The organism is Dysgonomonas sp. 37-18, assembly GCF_001899125.1.
Lineage (GTDB): Bacteria > Bacteroidota > Bacteroidia > Bacteroidales > Dysgonomonadaceae > Dysgonomonas.
On record NZ_MKVC01000024.1, the window covers coordinates 86,588 to 107,047 of the forward strand.

At 36.1% G+C, this 20,460-nt stretch carries 13 protein-coding genes and 1 tRNA gene; 7 read left to right on the forward strand and 7 right to left on the reverse strand.

All coding sequences use genetic code 11. The features are described 5' to 3' along the window. Window positions 1–10: 10 nt before the first annotated feature. Window positions 11–2,452: a glycoside hydrolase family 95 protein gene (locus BGO84_RS09730; RefSeq protein WP_291028965.1), complete on the reverse strand. Its 2,442-nt coding sequence runs from the start codon at window positions 2,450–2,452 to the stop codon at window positions 11–13. Window positions 2,453–2,874: 422 nt separating this feature from the next. On the opposite strand from BGO84_RS09730, the gene BGO84_RS09735 reads away from it, so the two are divergent. The 5 genes from BGO84_RS09735 (at window position 2,875) to BGO84_RS09755 (ending at window position 11,298) form a co-directional block, all read left to right on the forward strand. Further along, entirely contained in the window at window positions 2,875–5,136 is a 2,262-nt protein-coding gene (locus tag BGO84_RS09735) for a GH92 family glycosyl hydrolase (protein ID WP_291028966.1), read from the forward strand. A gap of 70 nt (window positions 5,137–5,206) precedes the next feature. Further along, complete coding sequence (locus BGO84_RS09740; protein WP_291028967.1) at window positions 5,207–7,570, forward strand: TIM-barrel domain-containing protein; 2,364 nt, start codon at window positions 5,207–5,209, stop codon at window positions 7,568–7,570. An 84-nt stretch (window positions 7,571–7,654) separates the two neighbouring features. Then, window positions 7,655–9,049, forward strand: a complete 1,395-nt coding sequence (locus BGO84_RS09745; RefSeq protein WP_291028968.1) for a GDSL-type esterase/lipase family protein — start codon at window positions 7,655–7,657, stop codon at window positions 9,047–9,049. Between the two features lie 33 nt (window positions 9,050–9,082). Continuing rightward, window positions 9,083–10,036: a family 43 glycosylhydrolase gene (locus BGO84_RS09750; protein WP_291028969.1), complete on the forward strand. Its 954-nt coding sequence runs from the start codon at window positions 9,083–9,085 to the stop codon at window positions 10,034–10,036. Window positions 10,037–10,215: 179 nt separating this feature from the next. Next, window positions 10,216–11,298: a choloylglycine hydrolase family protein gene (locus tag BGO84_RS09755; RefSeq protein WP_291028970.1), complete on the forward strand. Its 1,083-nt coding sequence runs from the start codon at window positions 10,216–10,218 to the stop codon at window positions 11,296–11,298. A 466-nt stretch (window positions 11,299–11,764) separates the two neighbouring features. Here the strand turns inward: BGO84_RS09755 and BGO84_RS09760 are convergent, their stop codons facing one another. The 6 genes from BGO84_RS09760 to purD form a co-directional block, all read right to left on the reverse strand. Then, window positions 11,765–12,355, reverse strand: a complete 591-nt coding sequence (locus BGO84_RS09760; RefSeq protein ID WP_291028971.1) for a hypothetical protein — start codon at window positions 12,353–12,355, stop codon at window positions 11,765–11,767. A gap of 752 nt (window positions 12,356–13,107) precedes the next feature. Continuing rightward, window positions 13,108–14,742 (reverse strand): hypothetical protein, encoded by a 1,635-nt coding sequence (locus tag BGO84_RS09765; protein ID WP_291028972.1) that lies wholly within the window; start codon window positions 14,740–14,742, stop codon window positions 13,108–13,110. Between the two features lie 148 nt (window positions 14,743–14,890). Continuing rightward, window positions 14,891–16,090 (reverse strand): site-specific integrase, encoded by a 1,200-nt coding sequence (locus BGO84_RS09770; protein WP_291028973.1) that lies wholly within the window; start codon window positions 16,088–16,090, stop codon window positions 14,891–14,893. Window positions 16,091–16,202: 112 nt separating this feature from the next. Next, window positions 16,203–16,276: transfer RNA gene (locus BGO84_RS09775), tRNA-Ile, on the reverse strand. Window positions 16,277–16,455: 179 nt separating this feature from the next. Further along, window positions 16,456–17,379 (reverse strand): hypothetical protein, encoded by a 924-nt coding sequence (locus tag BGO84_RS09780; protein ID WP_291028974.1) that lies wholly within the window; start codon window positions 17,377–17,379, stop codon window positions 16,456–16,458. 85 nt (window positions 17,380–17,464) lie between these two features. Then, window positions 17,465–18,736 carry a phosphoribosylamine--glycine ligase gene (purD, locus tag BGO84_RS09785; RefSeq protein ID WP_291028975.1) on the reverse strand — a complete coding sequence of 424 codons (1,272 nt, stop codon included), beginning with the start codon at window positions 18,734–18,736 and terminating at the stop codon, window positions 17,465–17,467. 170 nt (window positions 18,737–18,906) lie between these two features. On the opposite strand from purD, the gene BGO84_RS09790 reads away from it, so the two are divergent. Further along, a complete protein-coding gene (locus BGO84_RS09790; RefSeq protein WP_006844488.1) occupies window positions 18,907–19,686 on the forward strand; it encodes a tRNA threonylcarbamoyladenosine dehydratase in 780 nt (259 codons plus the stop codon). A gap of 68 nt (window positions 19,687–19,754) precedes the next feature. Next, window positions 19,755–20,210 carry a hypothetical protein gene (locus tag BGO84_RS09795; RefSeq protein WP_291028976.1) on the forward strand — a complete coding sequence of 152 codons (456 nt, stop codon included), beginning with the start codon at window positions 19,755–19,757 and terminating at the stop codon, window positions 20,208–20,210. The last annotated feature ends 250 nt before the right edge of the window (window positions 20,211–20,460 follow it).

The following is a 20,460-nucleotide window of genomic DNA, read 5'->3' on the forward strand; positions in this document are numbered from 1 at the left end:
ACAGGAAAACTTACTTTCCTCTCTTAAAGGTATAAGAATGACCTTGTTGAGTCATTATATCATATTCGTAAACTTTATACAACAGAGGATATTGAGGATTTATTTCCTTCGATACCAACGGCTCTTTTATATCAGCCGTTTTATATAGCGGATTAGTATTCATACCTCTTGCCTCCTGCAATCCATCACCGCTTAATGGCACATAAGAGCGAAGGCGCATATTTCCGCCTAGTTTAGATGTAATTGTTACAGAAGAGATCTCACCATCACTCCAATCCATCGATGAAATTTCGAAACCGCCGCGAGCCACTAACCCTTTAACACTTCCGTTCTTCCACTTATCAGGCAAAGCCGGTAGTAAATGTATTGCTCCATCATGACTTTGCAGAAGCATCTCTGCTACCCCCGCAGTGAATCCAAAATTTCCATCTATCTGAAATGGCGGATGGGCATCAAACAGGTTCGGATAAGTACGCCCATCGTTATTACCCGGCTCTACCAAAGATAGCATATTCGAAATAATTTTATAGGCATGATTACCATCGAGCAGACGTGCCCAGAAATTAATTTTCCAACCTATCGACCAGCCTGTAGCCATATCTCCACGATAGAGAAGTGAGTTTTTTGCCGCCTGAAAAAGCGTTGGATGTGAATATGGCGAAATCTGATTGCTTGGGTATAACCCATACAAGTGAGAGACATGACGATGATCATTCTTCGGATCGTCCCAATCTCCCAACCATTCCTGCAATTGATTGTATTTCCCTATCTGCATAGGTGCAAGGCGAGAAATCATATTCTCGAGTTTTTGATTATACGCTTCATCACTTACGCCTAAGGTTTTGGATGCCTCCAGAGCATTGTTAAGCACATCAAATACAATTTGATTATCCATCGTAGATCCTGCCGTTATACTCGTATTTTTTCCAGGAGGGCCTTGTTCGGGAGAGGTAGACGGTGATGTTACCATCCATTTATATGTAGGATGTTCCACCAAAAAATCGAGAAAGAAATCTGCTGCACCTTTTAGCACAGGGTATGCTTCTTTTAAGAAATTTTTGTCTCCTGTATATAAATAATGTTGCCACATGTGCTGACTCAGCCATGCCCCTCCATTAGGCCACATACCATGAAATGCTCCATCTACAGGACCTGTAGTACGCCAAAGATCCGTATTATGATGCGCAACCCAGCCATTCGCATTGTACATTACCTTTGCAGTCTCCTGCCCTGTCACCGCCAACTCTTTTAACATCTGGAAAAGAGGTTGATGTGTTTCACTTAGATTGGTAACCTCTGCAGGCCAATAGTTCATCTCCGTATTGATGTTAATAGTGTATTTACTATCCCAAGGCGGCACTAATTGGTCATTCCATATTCCTTGCAGATTAGCTGGTTGCCCTCCCGGTTGGGATGAACTAATAAGCAGATAACGCCCAAACTGGAAAAGTAGGGTAACCAGACTTTGATCTTTTCCTTCTTTGAAGTTTCTAACTCTTACATCTGTTTCTTCAAGAATACTGTCCGATTTTCCCAAATCTAATGAGACCCGATCGAATTGTTTTTTATAGTATTTTATATGATCTGCTAACGCTTTGTCATAGGGCTTCGATATTGCGGTTTTCAAAAAATGAGTAGCCCTAGTTGATTCATTAGCACTCACATCTTGGTAGTTTACAAAATTAGTGGCTATAGAAATGTAGATAATAACCGAATTGGCAGCTTTTACTGAGAGTTTGTTACCCTCAACTTTTACACTCCCTCCTTCAGCTTTTATTTGAGTTTGGTTTTCGAACCGAATCACGCCTTTTATTCCTTCGTGTTCTGCCCCCATACCTTTGAGAATAAGCTTATCCCCCTTAGCTTGAACTTTATAATCTTTTACAGGAGAGTCATATCCTGCTGTGAAACTAATACTATTCGCCTTATCAGCTGTGATTTTCATAACAATTACATTATCAGTAAAAGAAGAGAATATCTCACGAGTATAATTAATGTCATCTACGGTATATTTTGTCGTAGCTACAGCTGTAGCCAAATCAAGCTGTCTTGAATAATTAGAATATTTATTATGTCCTGCAAAATCTAAATATAGACTTCCTATTGTTTGATAGGGCATACCATTATGCGGAGTTCTCATATTTTTTTCCAACAAAGCCTCTGCTTCTTTTTCTTTTCCGGCAAAGATAAGAGAGCGCACCTCATCCAACACTTTTAACATATTGGGGCTATCATTTCTGTGAGGCCCTCCTCCCCACATCGTTTCCTCATTGAGCTGGAGCTGTTCTCTTGCAGGATTTCCAAAAACCATTGCACCCAACCGAGAATTTCCCAAAGGCAATGCTTCTACCCACTCCTTAGCCGGACACTTATAGAAAAGCTTAGTGTCTTCAGCTTTACAAAAAATAGTACTTAAAGTAAAAATTGATAAAAACAAAAGGTATTTCTTCATGATATTTACAAGTATTCATTCGAGAACAAAGAAAAAGCTTATATATTAAAAATCAAATTAATGCAGACTTAATATCTTATTAAAAAAAGGAGATTACCCAAATTTTACTGCTTTTGCATCAAAAAAGACCCATTTTTCATGTAATCATCGGTTAATATCGCATTTTAATTACATTTTAATACTCCTATTAACACCTAGCGACGTATTTTTTTAATTGCCCTCACATTACTTTGTGATATAAAAATATCATAATCATTAATACCAATGAAAAATATCATAAATCCGGAGATAAAATTATTTCGACATATATGTTAATAAACATTCTTTGAATAGAAAATATAAATCTTAATTCTTTATACGAATGGTATATGTTTACTTTGTACTCGAAATTAAATAAATGCCAACTTAAATTAAAACTTATCATGAAGCTTAGAAATGCATTCACCATTGTTTTTATTTCTATTTTATCAGCTTGTACAGCTAGTAACAACAGCGGTGTCAACAAGCAGCCGGTAGATTATGTAAACCCTTATATGGGAAACATCAGTCACCTATTGGTACCCACCTATCCGACCATCCATCTGCCCAACAGTATGCTTCGGGTTTACCCCGAACGTGCCGATTTTACAAGTGATATGATTAAAGGCTTGCCTCTGATTATTACTAGTCACAGAGGTAGTTCGGCCTTCAACCTGAGTCCTTATCAGGGTGATAAAGCCAAAATAAAACCTGTTATATCCTACAGCTACGATCGTGAAAAGATCACGCCGTACAGTTATGAGGTTGACTTGGACGATCAACAAACGCATATCCAATACGCACTTTCTCACCAATCCGCTATTTATCAGATAGACTATACTTTGCCCAACACTCCTGCTTACCTGATACTCAATTCGCGTAACGGAGCGATAAGGACAGACGGAAATACAGTAAGCGGATACCAAAAACTGGCGAATAATACGAATGTCTATATATATCTGGAAACAGAACAAAGCCCTGTACTTACAGGAGTATTGAAAGACAATGTAATCAACGACAAAGAAAAAAGTGCCGAAGGCAGCAATGCCTGTGTCGTATTATATTATGGAGATAATGCACAAACTTTGCGCTTACGCTACGGGGTATCTTTCATCAGTGAAGAACAGGCAAAAGATAACCTACGCAGAGAACAAAAAGATTATGAGGTGAAACTGCTGGCCGATAAAGGCCGCAAAATATGGAATGACGCTTTAGGCAAAATCAAGGTTAATGGAGACAATGATACAGACAAAACGGTATTCTATACTTCTCTCTACCGTTGCTATGAACGTCCGGTATGCATCAGCGAAGGCGGTCGTTACTTTAGTGCTTTCGACGGGAAAGTACATGAAGACGCGGGTAAACCGTTCTTTACTGACGACTGGATCTGGGATACATATCGTGCGACTCATCCTTTGCGTGTAATGATCGATGCTGAGGAAGAAGTGAATATCATTAATTCATACTTATTGATGGCTGAACAAATGGGTAACAACTGGATGCCTACCTTCCCTGAGATTACAGGCGATTCTCGCCGGATGAACTCGAACCATGCTGTAGCTACAGTTATAGATGGCTATGCAAAAGGGTTAAAAGGTTTTGACTTGGAAAAGGCATATATCGCATGCAAAAAAGGAATCGAAGAAAAAACGCTTATTCCATGGTCGGGAGCTCCTGCCGGATGGCTAGATGAGTTTTATAAAGAAAAAGGATATATTCCGGCGTTATATCCGGGCGAAAAAGAAACGGTAGCAAATGTTAGCCCTTTCGAAAAAAGACAACCGATAGCCGTAACCCTTGGCACTGCATACGATCAATGGTGCTTGTCGCAAATAGCCAAAGCCTTGGGAAAAGAAGATGAAGCAAAGTATTATCTGAAGAGTTCTTACAACTATAGAAATGTCTACAATGCAGAAACAGGCTTTTTCCACCCGAAAGATAAAGAAGGGAAATTTATAGAACCGTTCGATTACCGCTTCTCGGGAGGCATGGGTGCACGAGATTATTACGGAGAAAATAACGGCTGGGTTTATCGTTGGGATGTACCTCATAATGTGGGGGACCTTGTAAGTCTGATGGGAGGAAACGAACAATTCATAAAAAATCTGGATCAAACTTTTAACGAACCTCTTGGACGTGGCAAATACGAATTTTATGCACAATTGCCCGATCATACAGGAAATGTAGGACAATTCTCTATGGCCAACGAACCAAGCCTTCATATTCCTTATCTGTACAACTATGCCGGACAACCGTGGAAAACACAGAAACGTATTCATACTTTATTGAAGCAGTGGTTTAGAAACGACCTGATGGGCGTTCCCGGCGATGAAGACGGAGGAGGAACATCTGCTTTTGTGGTATTCTCTATGATGGGATTCTATCCAGTTACTCCGGGTATGCCTGTTTATAATATTGGAAGCCCCATGTTTTCTCAAGCTAGTATGACATTGAGCAATGGTAAAGTATTTGAAGTAGTAGCTCAAAACTATTCCGAAGACAACAAGTATATCCAATCGGCCACGCTCAACGGAAAAGAGTGGAACAAACCTTGGTTCAATCATTCGGATATAGAAAATGGCGGCAAGCTTGTATTAATAATGGGCAACAAGGCGAATAAAGCATGGGGAGCAAACCAAGCTCCACCTTCAGCCGAGAAACTATAAAAAGTCATTTCTCTCTGTGATGCTAAATAATATAAAACATCACAGGGAGAATATAAAAATCAATACAATCATGAAAAAAGCACTCATTACACTTTTCATTCTCACCTTTTGCAGTCAGCTTGCTGCACAAAATTATCAGCGTACATCTCAAGGTATCAAGGCTGATGTAAATTCAACAAACATTGAAATTGAATTTTTTAATTCTAAAATCATAAGGATTTTAAAATATCCACAGGGAGAAATCCCAAACAAAAAAAGCCTCTCGGTGATTAAAGAACCTGAAAGCACAAATTTTCAAATACAAGAATATAACAATGTGATAACATTAACTTCATCAGAGGTTATTGTTACCCTAAACCTCAAGACCGGAGATGTATTATTTAATGGTACTGACACGAGACCTTTTATCGCAGAGAAGAATAGCTCTTCCATCTTTACGCAAAAAAACTACGAGAGCGGTAAGTCTTACGAAGTACAACAAACATTTCTATTAGATAAACAAGAGGCCATTTACGGGCTGGGACAGCATCAACAAGGACATATGAATCAACGCGGACAAGAGATAGAGCTTCGCCAGAGAAATACGGAAATAGCAATACCAATTATTCATTCGGTAAAAGGATATGCTATTTTCTGGGATAATTACTCCCCTACAATGTATAAAGATTCGGCAGAAGGATTGTCTTTTACTTCAGCTTCGGGTAAATGTATTGATTATTATTTTATGTATGGACAAAATGCTGATGGTGTCATTGCACAGATAAGAGAATTGACAGGGCAGGCTCCAATGTTTCCGTTATGGACATATGGATTTTGGCAAAGCCGCGAACGATACACATCGCAAGATGAACTACTGGATGTAGTAAAAAAATACCGCAGTCTAAACATCCCTCTTGACGGCATTGTGCAGGACTGGCAATACTGGAGCACTGACAACAAGCAGTGGAACGCTGTAGAATTTGGAAATCCGACTTTCCCTAATCCTCAGAAAATGATAGACGATGTGCACAAAATGAATGCACATATAGCCATCTCCGTTTGGCCATCCTTTGGTCCGAATACAAATATCCATAAAGAACTGAAAAGCAAGAAACTCTTATTCAACTTCGATACATTTCCTCAAGACAATGGAGTAAAAGTATATGATGCATTCAATCCCGAAGGTCGCCAAGTGTATTGGGATTTCATGAATAAAAATATATTCTCTATCGGTATGGACGGTTGGTGGCTAGATGCCACAGAGCCAGAATATAATGTGAGTGAAAAATCTTTTAATGAGACTACACATCTTGGATCATACAGAGACGTAGCAAATGCTTATCCACTGGCATCTGTTGGTGGTGTGTACGACAACCAACGCAAGACGATGTCAGAAAAGCGCGTATATATACTTACCCGCTCAGCCTTTGCAGGACAGCAACGCTATGGAGCAAACTCCTGGTCGGGAGATATCGATTCTCGTTGGCAGGTGCTTCGCAATCAAATTTCGGCAAGCCTAAACTTCTCTCTTTGCGGAATTCCTTACTGGAACACAGACATAGGAGGTTTCTGGGCAGGGCGTGTCTATCCGAAAGGGGTTGAAGATAGAGCATTCCATGAATTATATGTGCGTTGGATGCAGTTCGCTACATTTACGCCGATGATGCGTTCGCATGGAACAAATACTCCCCGAGAGATATATCTGTTCGGCAAAAAAGGAGATTGGGCTTATGATGCTCAGGAGAAATATATCAATCTTCGTTATAGCCTCTTGCCATATATGTATTCTATTGGTCATGACATTACAGCAAATGCAGGCTCTATGATGAGAGCTTCAAGCATGGATTTTGCTAAAGACAAAAAAGTACATAATATAGATAATCAGTTTATGTTTGGTAAGTCAATACTAGTTGCACCTGTAACAGACTCGATGTATGTAAACCGTATAAACGGCAGCATTGTAGAAGATTTCAATGCAGTAAAATCTCGAAAAGTATATTTGCCGGAAGGAGCCGACTGGTATGATTTCTGGACAGGAGAAAAGCTTAACGGAGGACAGGAAGTCAGCAAAGCAGCACCAATAGATATTATTCCACTATATATAAAAGCGGGCACTATACTCCCATGGGGCCCGAAAGTACAATATGCAGAGGAAAGAAAATGGGATAATCTTAAGCTATTTGTTTATCCCGGAAAAAATGCTGAATTTGTACTATATGAGGATGAGAACAACAACTATAATTACGAAAAAGGGATCTATTCAACAATTACAATCAAATGGAATGACAGAACGGGGGTATTGACTATAGGAAAGAGAGCAGGAGAATTTCCAGGCATGTTGAAATCCAGATCTTTTAATATTACAGTAATAGAGGAAGGAAAAAGCATAAATATTACTTCACAAACCGATAAAGAAATTCTATATCAAGGTGAAGAAATGAACATTAAGCTTTAGTATCAAGAAAGATTTAAGAAGGTCTGACTTACTCTTTTGATTTTCATTCCTCCATGCTAATATAAAAGGAAATAAATGCACAGCATGAAATATATACTTATTCTCTGTCTTTTTATCTCTCAGATAATAGTTAATGCTCAAACAAAAGTAGTCTGCGTGGGAGCGAGTATTACGGAGGGGGCGTTAACAACTGATCCGAAAAGAGATTCGTATCCAGCACAGCTCGCACACCTTTTAGGTAATAATTACGAAGTGATCAATTGTGGAATAAGTAGTTGTACCATGCTTCGCAATGGAGATCATCCCTATTGGAATACCCAAGCCTATAAGAAAGCTTTAGATAGCAATCCTGATATCGTGTTTATTGATCTAGGAGGAAATGACGCCAAAGCTATTAATCGAGTTTACATGAATGAGTTTGCAAAGGATTGTAGCGATATGGTAAAATCCTTTAAAAGTCTGCCATCAAAACCACGAATTATCCTGATGCTTCCCTTTGTTTCCTTCGAAACAGACTCGAACCAAATATGGGATCCCATTATTGTGAACGATATTATTCCAATTATTCAGCAGGTAGCATACAATGAAGATATAGAAGTATTGGATATGCATTCGTTATTAATAAACAGACCTGATTTATTTCCGGACAAGATACATCCGAATGACGAAGGCTCAAGAATTATTGCTAGCAGGTTATATGAGCAAATTACATTAAAAACAGAAAAATCTTTTGATGTTCTGGCGAAACTAAAAACAGCACATACTATAAATAATTTCAAAGGATACGTATCGATAGATTTTAAGTTAAGAGGTCGTGATTGTAAAGTTGTTAAACCTAAAACTACAGCTCAGGGAAAACCGTGGATATGGCGCGCCCGCTTCTGGGCACACGAGCCACAAACGGATATAGCTCTACTCGAAAGGGGCTATCATCTGGCATACTGCGATGTTGCCGAACTGATGGGAAATGAGGAAGCACTTTCTATATGGAGTGAATTCTACAAACTGTCAAGCAATGCAGGTTTATCAAAAAAAAGTGTAATGGAAGGTATGAGCCGTGGTGCAATGTATTCATTTTGCTGGGCAGCGGCCAATCCGGATAAAGTTAGTTGCATATACGTAGATAATCCTTTGCTCGACTTCCGCTATTTAGCAGATAGAAATGGAGATTTAGATGAAATGACGGAAAACTTCATACAAGCATACAATCTGAAAAGGAAAGCGGATATACGTACATTTAAAGGAAGCCCAATAGATAAGATAAAAGAAATAGTAAATGGAAGATACCCTATTCTTATACTTTGTGCCAATCAGGATGAAGCTGTACCTCCAAGTCAAACGATCGAGTTTGAAAGAAAAATAAAAGAAGCGGGTGGAGATATCACCGTAATGATGAAGGATGGCTTCAAACATCACCCACATAGTCTTTCTAATCCTGCACCCATTGTTGACTTCATACTAAAAGCAAATAGAAAATAAATAAGTCGTAAATAATTCATAACACTAACCTAAATGAAAAAAGGTCTCTTCACCCTATACATCGCTGTATTTTCTCTGTTATCCTGCAATAGCTATAGTCAGAAAAATCCGTTTATAAAACAAATGTATACTGCTGATCCTTCGGCTCGGGTATGGAATGATGGACGTCTGTATGTATATGCATCGCATGATATCGCCCCGCCTCAAGGGTGCGACCTGATGGATCAATATCATGTATTCTCTACAGATGATATGATAAACTGGGTAGATCATGGCGAAATACTTCGCTCGACTCAAGTATCCTGGGGTAGACCTGAAGGGGGTTTTATGTGGGCTCTCGATTGTGTTTATAAAAACGGCACGTATTATTTTTATTTTCCGCATCCAAGCGAATCGGATTGGGACAAAAGTTGGAAAATTGGAGTGGCAACAAGTAAATTTCCTGCAAAAGACTTTGTGGTACAAGGATACGTAAAAGGAATGGAGGCTCATATCGACCCGAATGTATTTATTGATGATGATGGGCAAGCATACATATATCAAGGTGGTGGTGGTATATGCCTCGGAGGTAAGCTCAAAGACAATATGATGGAAGTAGATGGTAGCCTTCAGAAGATGGAAGGTCTTTATGATTTCCATGAAGCGGCATGGGTACACAAGCGTAATGGTATTTATTATCTATCTTATTCAGACAATCATGATAACAATTGGAATGATGGAGTAAAAGGAGACAATCGCATGCGATATGCAACGAGCAATAGTCCACTAGGACCTTGGAAGTCTCAGGGCATTTATATGGAACCAACAAATAGCTATACGAACCATGGATCGATAGTAGAATACAAAGGTCAGTGGTACTCTTTCTACCATGATAGTTCCTTATCTGAAAAAAATGGAGAATTTAATGATTGGCTACGATCAGTATGTGTAGATAAGCTTTATTATAATGCTGATGGTACAATACAAATGGTAAATCAAACAAAGTAATTGATACGAAGTACAACAAACTTTTCTATTGGATATATAAAACAAGAATATATTCTCTATCAATATTAGCCGTGGGCGACCGAATGCTATAGCGTTTGATTACAAGGCAATTAAAATTTCACATTAAACAGTTTTTGTCTTTCAATTGTTTTATTATTGAAACACTAAAATTGTTAACTATGAACTCAAAACAATCATTAATTTTACTGGCTATACTTGTTTTACAATTACAAGCGTCAATAAATGCTTGTACAGGTATCACATTAAAAAGTAGCGATGGAAGTGTCGTTGCCGCACGTACTATTGAATGGGCTGAAAGTGTTATGAATACGATGTATGTGGTTGTTCCTCGCCATCAGCAGCTTCAGTCGCTCACACCTTCCGGAATGGATGGAATGAAATTTACTAGCAAATACGGATTTATAGGTTTGTCGGTAGAGCAAAAGGAATTTATGGTGGAAGGTGTCAATGAAAAAGGTCTGTCTGCCGGACTCTTTTATTTCCCTAATTATGGAAAATACCCCTCTTATGATCCATCCCAAAAAGAAAGAAACTTAGCGGATTTCCAATTAGTATCTTATGTACTAGGTGAGTGTGAAACTGTAGATGAAGTTAAAGAAAAACTAAAAAATATACGTGTTACGAATATTGATCCTCGGTCTTCCACTGTACATTGGCGATTCACTGAACCATCGGGGCGTCAGATCGTATTTGAGATAGTAGATGAAATCATGCATTTTTATGATAATCCTTTGGGAGTATTGACCAATTCACCGGGCTTAGAATGGCACTGGACAAACTTGAATAATTATATAAATTTACAACCCGGCACACCTCCAGGACATAATTTTGGCCCTTTGCAAACGAAGTCGCTCGGACATGGAACCGGTTTGTTAGGACTTCCGGGAGATTTTACTCCTCCATCTCGATTTGTTCGTGCTACGTTTTTCCAATTGACTGCTCCACAACAACAGTCTGCACAGGAAAGTGTTTTCCAGGCATTTCATATTTTGAATAATTTCGATATTCCAACAGGTACAGAACAACTATGGGGAAAAGCATCAGCTGATGTACCAAGTGCTACTCAGTTTACAGTGGCCACAGATACACAAAATTGTATCATCTATTATCGAACTATGTATAATAGTAATATCCGTTGCATCAACCTAAAGACCATTGATTTTGAAAATGTAAAATATCACAGTATGCCTTTGGATAGCATAAAGAAGCAACCTGTGGAATCGGTCAATATAAAATCATAAAGTATTCATTAAGTATAAGGATAGTTGCACTTATTCAAATAAGCAAAAATGCTTGTAAAATTGAAATCTTAACTTCTATATTCTGATAAAGAGAAAGTTTAGAATTATTTATTTTCCTCTCTACAAAATTGTTTTGTGGTTTTACTGTTGGTTTACAAAACCCATTGAAACACTACTAAAACAAGGGCATTAAAACAAAAAAAGAGTTACAGTTTCTACTGTAACTCTTTCATTTTAAGTGGTCCCACCTGGGCTTGAACCAGGGACCCCCTGATTATGAGTCAGATTTAAAATATATAATAAATAACTGATTGTTAGCAAATTATATATCTTTATGTAACTCATGGTTTACTGTAGGTTTACAATATTGTTGTAATACCAAACTTTGATTAATACTATTTGATTTATTTTGTACATCCAACCACAATATTAAATAAAAGCCAGATGTACATTTTCTTTAATTCATTTATTTAAACCAACCAATCCATATATATCCTTCAATATTACCGCTTCTTACCAGATAAAAATTGTTATTATGTGGGGCTATGATTTCAACTATATTATTAACTGATTTTCCTACCTGATTTGAGGACATTTCAGGCTTTTCTAGTATTGGTGAATAATCATATACTTTTTGATAACCTCTAAGGTTTGATGTGTCTTTTTTCTTTGGAGTATTACTCTGTGATTTTATTTTCCTATTGTATTTATCAACCTCTTCTAAAATAGCAAAATGAACTTCTCGTATTTGATTATCCATAGCTGCCAAGTTCATATTATAAAACCCTTTAAGCTTTTGATATTGTTTATCCAATGCCTTCAAAAACACTTCATCATCAGTTTGCTTTCTCAATTCAAAGATGCTTTCAATCAAAGCATCAACTTTTGAGGCATTGTTATCATATCGTTCTTTCATCATCATTGCAGGGGCAAGTATCTCATTGGGACTTAACGGTTGATAAGTCGCATAAGATTGTTTATCATACTTATTGATTTGTGAAAAACCAAGAATTGAATTTAGTGTAAAGATGGTAATTAATAATGTTTTCTCCTTCATAGGATAATTATTTTATGTTTGGCTTACTCTCAGAGTTTTCAGCATCTCTCTGTACCACAAAATAAGGCGTGGTACTTGCCTTATTGAATCAGAGGTATAGCCAAACACCCACAACTACAAATAAGTAAGTCCACGCCTAAACGTGAACATCTACTTACATTGCTTTTGTAGTTGTTTGAAATTGGCTATTTTCTGATTACTAAGCAACGAAGCAAACGCTTCATATTTAATTATGTCTTGATTTGTTATTTATCCATAAGCAACGATTATAGTTTTTACAAAAATATAAATTCTTGGCGACTATCAAATCATTTAAAGAATAATAAAAATCTTAACATCTGGCGTGGACTAATTTTTTCCTATCATAATGAAAGATAAAATTCTTTCAATTCAGTAATTACTTTCGATTCCTAGACTTGATATAAGCTAAAAGAAACTTTATAAGAATCACTACGATGCCAATTAGCATCCAAATAAACCCGTTTACAGCATTATTTGCCATAATTGCACAGCTTTAGTTAAACATCATGGGGGCTAACCCCTCTTGTCATAACATGGCGGGGGTGTGTTTATGTCTACATGGCTCACAAGCGCACAGTATATTTAGTTTAATATATAAGATTACAAGTGCATGAAGGTATTCTCCTATTACTAAACAAAGATGAGGATATGAATAATCTTGTATTCAAATACAAAAAATCCAATAGAACATATAATTTAATCTATTGGATAGTATTACGATTTTTGTACGATTAGTTGAGGTTTGGAGTAATTCTTGCCATAATCTCTTGGTCTAAATCTTTGCTTTGATAATTCCATGGCTCAGGCTTGAGTTTTGGCTCTATACCAATACACTTAGCCAATTCGTCCATCATAATATTGAATATATATCCATCATTGCCTACTGTAGTTGCAATTGAATCATGTATTGTAAAAACAGGGACTTGTCGGTCTGTTTCAGCCCATATTCTTTTGCAGCATCTGTGGAGTATAATCTCACTCTCAATTGCCTGTAATAGGCATGCTAAACGTGCGTATGGTTTTTCTTCGTTTAGTTCTGGAATAGTCTTTTTTATTATTTTGAATACGTTCATTACTGATGGAAATTTCTCTTTATAATATTTAGTTAGCCAGTAATTTTCATCTTTGGGATTATTCCAGTTACTTGAAAATAAAATTTGGAACATTGCGACTTTGGCTATACCTCTATTAATTTCAATATTTTTTTCATCTTTAACCCATTTTACTATCATTTCATACATTTGCCCTGATGCAACAATATCTTTATATTCATCAAAAATATTAACCTGTAATCCTTGAAGTAAATTTCCCACCATAATGGAGAGGGACTCTCCAGTTGGATTTATATATAGAAAAGGTTGTTTTATATTATTAGGTATAGTGTGGATGTTTATTGGTAATTTTGAGTTTTCGCTCCAAAATTCAGGGTTGAATAATAAACAGGCAAGATAAGGCTGGCTGTTACTAATATCAATGGCAACTAACTGTTGATTATCGTATGTTAAGAAGCTTCTGTAATCCTTTTGCATATTGGTTAATGCAGAATGTAGGCGATGCACATTATTGTCAATCTGAGCTTTAAAATTGTGGATTTTGAGGGCTTCAAGGTTATATAAAATAGCTCTATATTGGTCTTTAGGGTCTTTCTTTTTACCTGTATCTTTATTTAAATCCCAACTTTCTTTGCCTAACTCATTTTTTTTGTTCAAAAGTAAATCTGCATACAGTTCTGCTTTAGCATAGTCAAGATTTATTTTCTTTTGCTCGTACCAATATGTCAAGTAGGGATAGTTTTGTATAGTATTTTCGTCATTTCCTGCTTTATCTTTTTTTACATATATTGGGTTAACCGTTTTTAAATTACCTTTTTTATCAAATGCTTTTCTGTAATAATGTATTCTTGGTTTTGAGTTGTTGTATTTTTCAGCCCATTTATAGCCCCTTGAATGAACTTTTGGCAAGTAATAAGGGTCACATTCTATCACGCCTGTACTTTCCAGATAGTCAAGATAAAACCTGTAATCTGTTACCTTTTCATTAAGCCTTCTAGCATTGATAGGCACAAATCCATCCTCTCTTATCAAATCTTTATTTCTGGCAGGAATAGAGCTTAATAAACCCAATATGTAAATTATTTTATCAGGATCAAAACGTAAATTATATTTTGTTTCATCAAAGCCATATTCTAAAGGTGGGTATTGCTGTAAATGTATATCAAGGTCAAAATTACTTGCTAACATGGCATAGTGTCCTGATGTGGCAAAAGTAACAACTATCTTGCTTGTCTTTAAACCCTTTAGAGAAATCTCATTATAACTATTATTACCTAAACCTAACAACTTCTTAATCCAACGAATCTTATCCATTATGCTGGGAAAAACAATTTGACATTTTAACAAAAGTAATAAAATATGAGAAGTGAATATTCGTATTTTGCTGCAAATATCACTCCTCATATAATAATATTTAAATCAACTAAGTAAGACCATTCCGATAAGAAACAGCAATCTCTGATTATAATAAATTCTTCATTGCTTCATCAATCTGACTATTTTCAAAACTATCTAGATAAATTTGAGTTATCTTCTCAGAGCTATGCCCTAGAGATTCACTTATAATAGAAGTATTTACTCCAGACCGTTTTAAAACAGTGGCATATGTGTGTCTTGCAACATACGTTGTTAAGTTGATCGGTAATTTTAATTCTTCTCCTATTATTTTTAGACTTTTATTGATTTTAGCCATTACCTTATGTAGTCTATTAGCCTGTTGTATATCTGTTTCATGTATTTTTGATAAGATAGGGAATAAATATATATTAGCTTCTCCCTCATATTTTTGTATGATATTCAAAACCTTTGCTTGCAATGGAACTTTGATAAGTTTTTTAGTCTTCTTTCGGGTGTAAATAAGTCTATTGTCAACTATATCATTCCTCGTTAGATAAGCAATATCTTTAAAATTTATTCCTGCACATAGATAAGAAAAATAGAATAGATCTATTGCAAGCCTTGTGTATTTATTATCACTTTGGTAGCTTATTATCTTTTCTATCTCACCTTTTGTTATGGCTCTCTTTATGGTTTCTGTATGTAATTTCGCCACCTTAAAGCTCCTGAAAGGATAATGTTCTTGTTTGACTATATTATCTTCAATAGCCCTATTATAAATGGCTCTAAGGGTTCTAAATCTAACTCCAATTGAATTTTCTGCTAGACCTCTACGTCTTAACCAAACTTCATAATTCTTTAGCCAAGTAGTGTCAATATCTGAGAAAAGTATATCTAAATGATGGTTAAAATCTATTAGAGAGCTGTTTAGCTCTTTGAAAGTCGATGCATATTTTAATCTTCCCTGCTGTCTTAATTGTGCAATGTGTATATCGAATAATTGTTGAACTGTACATTTGTTTGATACACCATTAACTTTGTCTATCAGATTGGCTATTGTAAACTCTCTATTAGTCGCTTTAAGGTCTAATATATGTTCAGTATAGAGGCTTGTCTTCTCATTAATAAGCTTCTGAATAAGGTCTTTGTTAGGGCAATTTCTTTTAGGTCTATTCTTTTCAGCATCCCAATGTTGAGGTAGTATAGACACTCCTAAACTAAGATATTTTCTTTTACTCTCTTTGGATATACAAATCATAAGAGGATGCTCTCCATTTAAAAGTGTCTTTGATTTGTAACACAACACATTAACTGTACAACTCATGTCAATTTCTGGTTTACAGTTGGTTTACAAACCTTATCAAAAACCCTCTAAACCATAGGTCTAAAAACAAGAAAAGAGCTACAGTAGAAACTGTAACTCTTTCATTTTTAAGTGGTCCCACCTGGGCTTGAACCAGGGACCCCCTGATTATGAGTCAGATGCTCTAACCAACTGAGCTATAGGACCTGATTTTCGGAGGTTATCCCGAAATCGGATGCAATATTACTGCTTTTTAGCGAGACTAGCAAGTTTTTGAGTAAAAAAACTACCAGAAGATTTATCACTCAAACCATGATAGAAACTAAGAAACTTTGTATCAACGTGATAAAATTGAACTACAAAAACATTTGTTGGTAATTTTTTTACTATCGGAGAAAAGATAAGCCGCTAAACAACAAACAAGCCACTATAAATATATAAAATAGTACTACTGTCCCCTTTGTTTCTCCTAGTGCAAAGAAATGAGATAATAGGAATGATCCCACTCCCATAAAAATATACAGACTCACTTGAGGTGTTATATTTATAAAGATAGAGAACAACAAAGATAAGACTGTGAAAAATATCAATAACGATAAATATGCCCTTATTTTTATTTTATCCTTATGCCTGTTAAGAAAATTATCTCCAATGATAATACTCAAAAAAAGAATTATAAAAATAAGAGAAGCCCATATAGCAATATCAAAACGGAGAAAAGGAAACATAACTAACTGTTGAGAACTGCTATAATGTAGAAAAGGAGAAAGAAATTCGTTTAGATTGTCCGTAAGAAGATAAAAAGAGAATGTAGGGAAATATACTATAAAGACTCCCAAAAAGGATGCTAATAAGGATCTAAAACTAAAACACCTCATTATTACAAGGGCAATCCATGTTAATGGAACAAAGAGTAATAAAAAAGGCGTAAACAGACTTCCTAAAGAAAGCATAAACGCTATTTTAAATGCAGCGACAGATCTTTCGGAGTGATTATAAGAGGCGAATAATATAGATACTGTAAAAAGCATGAATAATACCCCAATATACGCCGGAGATATCCACACCAACGAAGGGTGACAGCTAAACAATAAAATTATAATGGCGGGAGGCAACAGAGTCCTCCGCCTTATCAGTACAAAATCAGTATTGATATGAGCAGTCAATACAGCCATTGCAGATACAATAATACTACTACCTGCCAATGAATATAATGGATTACCCGAAAAGAAATCGAGCAGTTGCCAAAGATACCCTCCTTCCATATTTGAAGGCATAGCATTTGATGATACTACAAATGCTATCCTCATACATACTGCGAAAATAATAGAGATTATAAGAAATCCCTTTCCTTCCGCAATATGACTTTTATAAAATCTAGGAATAGCTGCCATTTTATTTGAGATCGAAACCTATATCTTTCCTATAGTATTTTTTATCATAAGATATTACATCTGCATTCTTGAAGGATAGAGACAAGGCTTCATCCTTGGTTTCTCCATATGAGCTTATTGCAATAACACGTCCTCCGTTTGTCAACACCTTATTATTTTCAAGCTTTGTTCCGGCATGAAATAAGATACTATCTTTTACCTTATCCAAACCCGACATTTCTTTATTTTTCTCATAGTCTCCCGGATAACCACCCGATACAAGCATCACGGTAACAGCATAGCGACTATCTATTTCCAACAATTTACTTTCCAATGTACCTGTTGCAACACCTTCTAACAAAGAAACAAAATCAGACTTTATCCGCAACATGACAACTTCAGTTTCAGGATCACCCATACGTACATTATATTCAATTACCATAGGTTCCCCTTTGACCTCTATTAAGCCTAAGAATATAAATCCTTTATATACAATTTTATCCTTTTTCAGCCCCTCTATTGTTGGAATAACAATACGGTCTTCTACTTTTTTCATGAATACATCGTCAGCAAACGATACCGGCGACACAGCACCCATTCCTCCGGTATTCAGCCCCGTATCTCCTTCGCCAATTCGTTTATAATCTTTGGCTACAGGTAGTATTTTATATGAATCTCCATCCGTTAACACAAATACAGAACATTCTATTCCCGACAAAAACTCTTCTATAACAACAGTTTTACTAGCATCGCCAAACATCCCCGAAAGCATTTCTTTTAGCTCTTGTTTCGCTTCCTCTATATCTCTTATTATAAGTACACCTTTTCCGGCGGCTAATCCATCTGCCTTCAACACATACGGAGCCTCTAGCTCTTCTAAAAATAAATAAGCTTCGTCCAATTCATCTAATGTAAAGCTTTTATATCTGGCTGTGGGAATATTATGACGCATCATAAATTGCTTAGCAAAATCCTTGCTACCTTCAAGTTGTGCTCCTATCTTAGAGGGGCCTATAACCGGAATATCTTTAATATCATCATCATTGACGAAGAAATCGTATATTCCTCTTACAAGTGGCTCTTCAGGACCTACAACAACCATATCTATCTTATTCTCTAATACGAATTGTTTTATCTCAGGAAAATCAGTGGGCAATAAGTTTACGTTTACAGCTATTTCATGAGTTCCTGCATTGCCGGGAGCCACATAAAGCTTCTGAACCTTATCGCTTTGCTTAATCTTCCATGCCAATGCATTTTCACGACCTCCGTTTCCTAATAATAATATATTCATAATTAAAAAGATAATATTTTGTTGTATTCTTAGCTAGATTCACTTAATAATAGGTGTCTCAACACAAGAAGAGTACCATGACACGTTAATTATTTGAGCAGCAAAGATACATGATTATTTTCTTAACATGAAATCAGAAATATTTATTGTAAGTTTGTACCCCTAAAAAAATGAAAATAGAAAGAATGCAAGAGGAAAAAGGAATCTTTAAGAGAGCAGAGCTATTACTGGGTGACAAATTGATGAACAAGATATCTTCGGTAAGAGTTATTTTATTCGGTGTAGGAGGAGTTGGTAGTTGGTGTGCCGAAAGCCTGATTCGATCAGGAATAAGACATCTTACTATCGTTGACTCCGATAAAGTTTGCGAGACAAATATAAACAGACAACTTATGGCTACAACAAAAACTATTGGACAGCGTAAAGTAGAAGTATTAAAGTCTCGATTGCTCGACATCAACCCCGATGCAGAAATAGAAATTATTGCTCAGGTATATAGCGAAGAAACTTCTGATTCTTTCAACCTTCAATCTTACGACTATATAATTGATGCGATAGATAGTCTGAAACATAAGGTACATTTAATTCGCACAGCAACACGGACTAAAGCTAAATTATTTTCTTCGATGGGTGCTGCCTTAAAAATGGATCCAACCCGAATTAAAGTTGCTGAGTTTTGGAATGTAAAAGGCTGTCCGCTCGCTGCAGCCCTTCGTCGAAAAATGAAACAAGGAGAAAAACCGTGGAAAAAATTCAAATGTGTATATAGTGACGAAGTTTTAGAGAACAAAGGCCTGAAGTATGAACATGATGAGTCAAAGAGCTCAGAATTACTAAAACAAGACAATCCGAGCGTGAAAGCTCAGACCAATGGTACGCTGGTTCATATCACAGCTACATTTGGCTTCACCCTAGCAGGGCTTGTTATTCAAGATATCTGCAAAGAATAATTTCAGAGAACACTATAAAATCAGTATTATTTCTCATATTTGTAGTAATAAATTTAAATAAAACTACAATGAATGAATTAATTATTGATTACAATACGCTTTCTTCCACTAAGAAAACTATAAATATCATAACAGGTATTTATTTAACAGGATTTGCTCTTTATTTCTGTATTACAGAAGGGATTTCCGGTGGTTATGGTATATTATTTTTCAGTTCGCTTATAACTTTTATTCTTGCTGCAATACTATTATTAAGCAACACCCTATGGGTTTCGGGAGCTATACTTTCAATCGATAACAATACAGTTAAACCGAATATCTCGGGACAGAGTAAATCTGCAATAGATTGGACAAATGTAAGTAGTTTAAATATTGGTATCAGCTACATTACTTTCTCTCTGAATGGAGGACAAAAACAAAGAAAAATAGATCTCGTTACTTTAAAATACGATGATGTAAAAACAGTAAAAAGCAAACTAGTAGAAATTTGCGAATACAAAAATATCCCTTATCAGAATGATTAAAATCTCCTTCTTATAATAAGATAAGACATACTAATATAAATGAAATACCCTTTAGATACTCAAAATCTAAAGGGTATTTTTATGTATATTCTAATATTAAGAGCGGTGATTAAATATGCCTATTTATCTTTTGTAAACAAAAAAGGAGAGTCTATTATAGCTCTCCTTTCTTATGCTGTTTATCCTTTGTATGCTTGTATCAATAGCAAAAGTCCGCATACAATTAGATGTATACGGACTTTGCGTTTAA